General features: G+C 65.2%; 5 protein-coding genes and 1 pseudogene (1 of these 6 cut by a window edge). 2 read left to right on the plus strand and 4 right to left on the minus strand.

Annotated elements, in window-relative coordinates; genetic code table 11:
- Positions 1-537, minus strand: a 537-nt coding sequence (locus tag K728_RS22750; RefSeq protein WP_337587507.1) for a 5-oxoprolinase subunit B family protein, incomplete at its 3' end; no start/stop codon positions are given.
- Positions 534-1,297, minus strand: a pseudogene (locus tag K728_RS19715) (LamB/YcsF family protein). The pseudogene K728_RS19715 and the gene K728_RS22750, both read right to left, overlap by 4 nt.
- A 110-nt stretch (positions 1,298-1,407) precedes the next feature.
- Here K728_RS19715 and K728_RS0115750 point away from each other — a divergent pair.
- Both K728_RS0115750 and K728_RS0115755 read left to right on the plus strand, forming a co-directional pair.
- Positions 1,408-3,135, plus strand: coding sequence for a hypothetical protein (locus K728_RS0115750; protein ID WP_156911356.1), 1,728 nt, complete (start codon positions 1,408-1,410; stop codon positions 3,133-3,135).
- A gap of 171 nt (positions 3,136-3,306) precedes the next feature.
- Positions 3,307-4,602 carry an MFS transporter gene (locus K728_RS0115755; protein WP_024477282.1) on the plus strand — a complete coding sequence of 432 codons (1,296 nt, stop codon included), beginning with the start codon at positions 3,307-3,309 and terminating at the stop codon, positions 4,600-4,602.
- 52 nt (positions 4,603-4,654) lie between these two features.
- On the opposite strand, the gene K728_RS0115760 is transcribed toward K728_RS0115755, so the two are convergent.
- Positions 4,655-5,899 (minus strand): metal-dependent hydrolase family protein, encoded by a 1,245-nt coding sequence (locus tag K728_RS0115760; protein WP_024477283.1) that lies wholly within the window; start codon positions 5,897-5,899, stop codon positions 4,655-4,657.
- On the minus strand, positions 5,896-5,974 hold the end of the coding sequence (locus K728_RS0115765) for a class I SAM-dependent methyltransferase (protein WP_024477284.1). Its footprint extends 1,259 nt past the window's final position; the window shows 79 of its 1,338 coding nt (coding positions 1,260-1,338); the start codon falls outside the window, past its right edge; the stop codon is at positions 5,896-5,898. The genes K728_RS0115760 and K728_RS0115765 overlap by 4 nt, the downstream gene beginning before the upstream one ends.

Consider the following 5,974-nt stretch of genomic DNA (forward strand, 5'->3'; position numbering starts at 1 on the left):
CCTGCCGATCAGCTGCCAGCCGCCGGGGGAGCGTCGCGGATAGACGGCCGAGAAGTTGCCGGCCAGCGCCACCGCTCCGGCGGGGACGGCGGTGCGTGGTGAGGTGCGGCGGGGAACGGTGAGCGTCTCGTTCTCGCCGACCAGGTACGCGAATCCGGGGGCGAAGCCGCCAAACGCAGCCGTCCACAGTTGGCCGGTGTGCGCGGCAATGACACCGTCAGGGTCGAGGCCGGTGAGGCGGCCCACTTCGGCGAGGTCGTCGCCGTCGTACACCACCTCGATCCGCACCGGATCGCCGACCGGCGCTGAGTCAGCGGCCGGTGATGTGTCCAGTTGCGCGACGGCGGTCCGGGCGGCGCGGGCGCTGGTGCCGGAGTCGAAGACGGCGAGCACGGTCCGGGCGGCGGCGAGGACGTCGACCTGCCCACGGAGTGGGTGCTGCTGCAGGTGGGCGTGGACCGCGAGGACCGATTCGAGCGATTCGAGCTGGATCAGGAGGGCGCGGGGCCCGGCCCAGCGAATCTCGGGAGGGGTCACACGAAGCTCCGGATGTCGATGCCAGCGGCCTCAAGATCGCGGCGGACGGCGGCGGACATGGAGACCGCGCCGGTGGTGTCGCCGTGGAGGCAGATGCTTTCGGCGGAGGTCTTCAGGGTTGAGCCGTCGCGGGCGATGATGACTCCCTCGGTGGCGAGGCGGACCATGTTGGCGGCGACCTCGTCCTCGTCGTGGAGGACGGCTCCGGGTTCGCGGCGTGAGACCAGGGTGCCGTCGGGGTTGTAGGCGCGGTCGGCGAAGGCTTCGGCCACGCCGCGGAGGCCCGCCTTCTCTGCTGCGTCGAGGGCTACCGACCCGGGGAGGAGCAGCAGTGGGAGGTCGCCACCGAACGCCTTGACGGCGTCGACCACTGCCTGGGCCTGCACCTCGTGGGTGACGATGGTGTTGTAGAGGGCGCCGTGGGGTTTGACGTATTTGATGGTGCCGCCTGCGGCCCGGGAGATCGCGTCGAGGGCGCCGATTTGGTAGAGCACGTCGTCGGCGAGCTCTGTGGAGGAGAGGTCGAGGAAGCGGCGGCCGAATCCGGCCAGGTCCCGGTATCCGACATGGGCACCGATGGTGACGCCGGCTTCGACGGCGTCCCGNCCCGGCAGGTCTGCGCGATGGTGGAGGGGTCCCCGGCGTGGAAGCCGCAGGCGACGTTGGCGCTGGAAACGGAGCGGAAGATGGCGGCGTCGTCGCCCATGGTCCAGTTTCCGAACGATTCGCCGACGTCGCTGTTGAGGTCGATGTACACCATTGTGATCCTCGTCTCTCCTGAGTGGTCTCTCTAGGATGCACGAGTTTAACGGATTGTTCAACAATTATTCATCCGAGACTTTTGGGCGGCAAGGGTGGCATCATCGATTGATGAGCCCTAAGAGCCGCACGCGCAAGCCGAAATCAGCGGGCAAGGAGAGGCGAAACGCCCCTCCGCCCAATCCCATCGCCGAACTGTACCGCCGGGTCGCGCCGCATTTCGCTGCGGACTTGGACCAGACGTCGTCGTTGGAATCGGAGCAGATGGCTTCGGCCGTCTACGCAGGCATGCACCAGACCACCAATCTGGGCGCAGGCATCGACAACACATTGTTCAGCGACTGGGTGGGCCACGCTGAACGTCAAGCTAATCGGACCTCAGCCGCGGTGCTGTGGGCGATGGCGCAGGTAGTCGATGCGCCCGGTGACGCCCAGGCTGCAGCCGCCGCCGGACGGCTGGCCGAGGCCGGGGTCGAGCCGCCCGCCTGGCTTGCCCCGCTGCGGAAGCTGGAAGCCACCGCGGCCTGGATGCTTACTGACGTATTCGGTGACTTCATTGAAATTGTCATCGAGTTCCGCGCCGGGCGACGTAAACATGGTCTGTACCTGAGCATCGACACCAACCATCTGGGCGGCTACGCCACTGAGGTGTTATTCAGCGACAGTGCACGCGATCTCCTCAAGACCCTTGAACGCTCGGCATTGAGAATGGCTGGGGCAGCGGTGGTGCCGGTTGGACTGCCGGAAGCACGCCGGCTGGGCCTTGATGCCATCGCGGCCACTGACATCACCAGCAACCCGGAGGTGGGTCCCACCTACGACCAGGACCGGGCTTTGGCGCTGAAGCGGTTACTCGCGCTGCCGGAGAGCGGCGTCGTCGACCTCAATACGCGGAGGGCGCAGAGCGAAGCCGAAGAACAGGCGCAAATTCAAGCTGATGAGGTTCAGTCCGAGCGGTTGGTTGCCACCTTCATGCGGGACATTCAACAGGACATAGCTCCTGCATCGGCGCGGGCATTCAAAGAGCAGTTCATTCGCCTTGCCGACTTGGCGATTGGCTTTGGCCGTGACTACGACGGCGGCCGGCTGGTGCGTGTGAGTCCGCCGAAAATGGACACATTTGTTGGATGGTTCCTTCCGCGCAAAGTGATGCTCGACGACGTCGAGTTGGAGGCACTTCCCTGGTTCCTCAACGCGTGGGTTGACTGGTGCGCCGCGCAGATGGGGCTCCCCGAGGCGGCCGTGGACTTGCTGGTGGATGCTGTAGGGGAAGCTCTCGACGACGCTGAAGAATTGAGGAACTCGGATGAGGACGAACGGTCACCGGGGATGGCCTTTCTTGAAGGACTGGATCTGGCTAACCTCGAGGAGGCGCAGGCCGCCATGGACCGCCGACAACTGGCGATGCCCTACTTTGGCACCTGGATTGGCGACGATGACTACCCGCAGCTGAACGCGAACAAGCCAGAGGAGCTGCGATTGCTGGTGCTTGGGGAGCTGGAGGAACTGCACACGGTGGGAACGGACGAGTATCCTTCCGGTGCCGAACCCGATGGTTCTCCGGTGTGGAGCGCAGCGCTGCGTGAACTGGTGGTGTCCCAGTTGTGGAACGACGAACCGCCTCAGGTGTGGCAAGCAGCTCAGCGGCTGCGGACGCAGGGGCTGGGTCGTGAGGAGATCCTGGATCAACTGCAGGCGGTGCTTGCCGGTCATGTGGATGCGACCAAGGTTCAGCCGGGCTCCGGGTTTGGCTCGGCTGTGCATATCAAGGGTTACATGGCCGCGCTGGCCGCTGTCGGCGCTGGTGGACGAAAGAGCCGCCACCTTCGGTCGGTATAGAGGGCCTGGTTTGGTAAGTGCGATGCTATGTCCGATTCAAACTGTGCATGCACTGCATGCATTGCATGCACTTTTCGAAATTGAGAATGCATGCATCGCATGCAATGCATGCGCCTTTCCAAACGCATACCATCCCACACACCCTTAGCCGGTTCCCGCTACGCTCTTCCCATGACTAGCAGCCAACCACCGAAGCGAGCGTTCGCCGGGCCATCCGCATCGATATCGACATCGGCGGTAACGGCGACGGTCGACATCGTCGCCGTCCAGCGGCGTACCGTCTGGGTGCTGATTGTCGGGCAGATCCTGGGCGGGATCGGGATCGGGTGCACCGTCTCGATCGGGGCGGTGATGGCCGCCAACATTTCCGGGTCGGATGCGCTGTCCGGTACGGCGACGACGTTGAGCACCCTGGGTGCCGCGGCGAGTGCCATTCCGCTGGCGCGGCTCGCGCAACGGCTGGGCCGACGTCGGGCGCTGACCACTGGTGCGCTTCTTGCGGCGACGGGATCGGTGGTGGCTATCGTTGCCGCGTGGCTGAGCTCGTTCCCTTTGCTGTTGCTTGCTTTCGCCTTTCTCGGCGTGGGCACCGCGGTGAATCTTCAAGCCCGATTCGCAGCCACCGACCTGGCGAGTTCGCAGCATCGGGGGCGGGACCTCTCCTTGGTGGTCTGGTTCACTACGATCGGCGCTGTGCTGGGGCCGAACCTGATCGGGCCGGGTGAGACGATCGCGTCGACGCTGCAGATGCCGTCGCTCACGGGGTCCTTCCTGATCGCTGTGTTTGCCCAGCTGGCCGCAGCGACGGTCTACCTGGTGGCCCTGCGCCCCGACCCGTATCTGTTGAGTAAATCCAACGCTCCCGAGAATGCCAGCGAGGCAGCTCCCGGTGCCATCCATGGGCGGGGTCCGCTGGTGTTTGCCATTGGCTCCATCGCGATCAGCCACGCGGTGATGGTGTCGGTGATGTCCATGACGCCTGTGCACCTGATCAATCACGGTGTCACGCTAACCATTATTGGACTGACCATCAGCTTGCACATTGCCGGGATGTTCGCGTTGTCGCCACTGTTCGGCTGGCTCAGTGACAAGGTAGGACGCGTCACCACCATCCTGATCGGTCAGGGCCTGTTTGCGGTGTCCCTGCCGATCGTTGCGTTGGGCGAGGACGATCCGGTCCTGGTGACCGTGGGACTGGTGTTCCTCGGACTGGGCTGGAGTGCGGCCACTGTCGCGGGGTCGGCTCTGGTGGCGGATCTTGCGACCGGTGCTGCCCGGCCGAAGATTCAGGGCCGGACCGACCTCATCATGAACCTTGCCGGCGCTGCCGGGGGAGCGGCATCAGGCGTGGCTCTGGTGCTGATTGGCTATGCCGGGTTGGCGTGGGCCGCCGGCGTGCTGGTGTTGGTGGTCGTGGCGGGATCGCTGGTGGCTGGGTCCAGGAATCGAGAGACAACAGAAGTGTGACAATCTGTGCCCCGTTGGGTGGGGTCTGCTCCTGATAGCGGTGGAGCGGTATTTACGCCGTCGGAAACTGCAGCACGCCACCCTGGTAGACCTGCCCGATCATGGAGCGCAGACCAGCCAGCTGCTCGGTCGATTCCAGTTGGCCGTTAAGCACGACGATGTCGGCCAGGTGCTTCTCTGCCAACCGGCCCACGGAGCCGAGGGGCGTGATGAGTTCGCCCGGCACCGACGTGGAAGCGGCCAACACCTGCTCAAGGGTCATACCGGCGTCGGCCATCAGAGCGAGTTCCTCCAGATTGTCCCCGTGCGCGCCGACCCCCGCGTCGGTGCCCATGCCAACCCTGACACCCGCGGCGATGGCACGGGCGACCGACTGGCGGTGGTCTTCCGCCACCTGCTGGGCTTTGTCGATGACCTGCTGCGACAGGCCGCTGGTGCCGGATTCGCCCTTGCGGATGACAGCCAGCGGAGCTGAAAGGGTGGGCACCAGGTAAGCCTTGGTGTCCAGGAACAGCTGGATTGCCTCGTCGGTGAGGTAGATGCCGTGCTCGATGGTCTGCACGCCCGCCTGCAGCGCGTTGATGATCCCGGCGGTGCCTTGCGCGTGGGCCATCACGTATTTGCCCTGCATCCCGGCTTCCTCAACGACGACGGCAATCTCCGCGGGGGTGAACTGGGAGTGCCTCGGGTCAGTGGTGGGCGAGAGAACGCCGCCGGTGGAGCAGATCTTGATCTGGTCGGCGCCGGCCCGCAGGAGCGTGCGAGTGACCTTCCGGACTTCCTCGACGCCGTCCGCGATGCCGCTGGGACGGCCGGGATGAGGCCCAAAGTCGGGGGAGTCGAGCCCCGAGGGGTGCCACAGATCGCCGTGACCACCGGTCTGGGACATGATGCTGACGGCGATGCGGAGCCGTGGACCCTTGACGACCCCGGTTTCGACCGCCTGTTTCGCACCCAGGTCAGCGCCACCGGCGTCGCGCACGGTGGTGACACCTGCGCGGAGGGTTGCCTCGAGGTTCCGCACGGACTCGTAGAACTGCAGGGAGTAGGGATCGACCATCGCCTGGATGGAGCCGGGAGTGGAGGTCATCACGTGAACGTGCAGGTCGATCAGGCCGGGAAGGACCGTGCGACCAGCACAATCCACCACCGTGGCCTCCGCATACGCGTCGACTGAACCGGCGTCGCGGCCCACAGCTTCAATCATCCCGTCGCGGATGACGACGTCGGTTTGGCCGGGGAGGAAGCGTTCGCCGTCGAACACATAGCCGTTCTTCAAAACTGTCGCAAGCGTCATTGCTGCCTTTCGCGGGTTGACCGCAGCCAGGCGCTGCAGGCGTTTAGCGGCCAGCCTACAGCCAATCCGTCCGCC

The organism is Arthrobacter sp. CAL618 (assembly GCF_000468215.1).
In the GTDB taxonomy this organism is placed as follows: domain Bacteria; phylum Actinomycetota; class Actinomycetes; order Actinomycetales; family Micrococcaceae; genus Arthrobacter_D.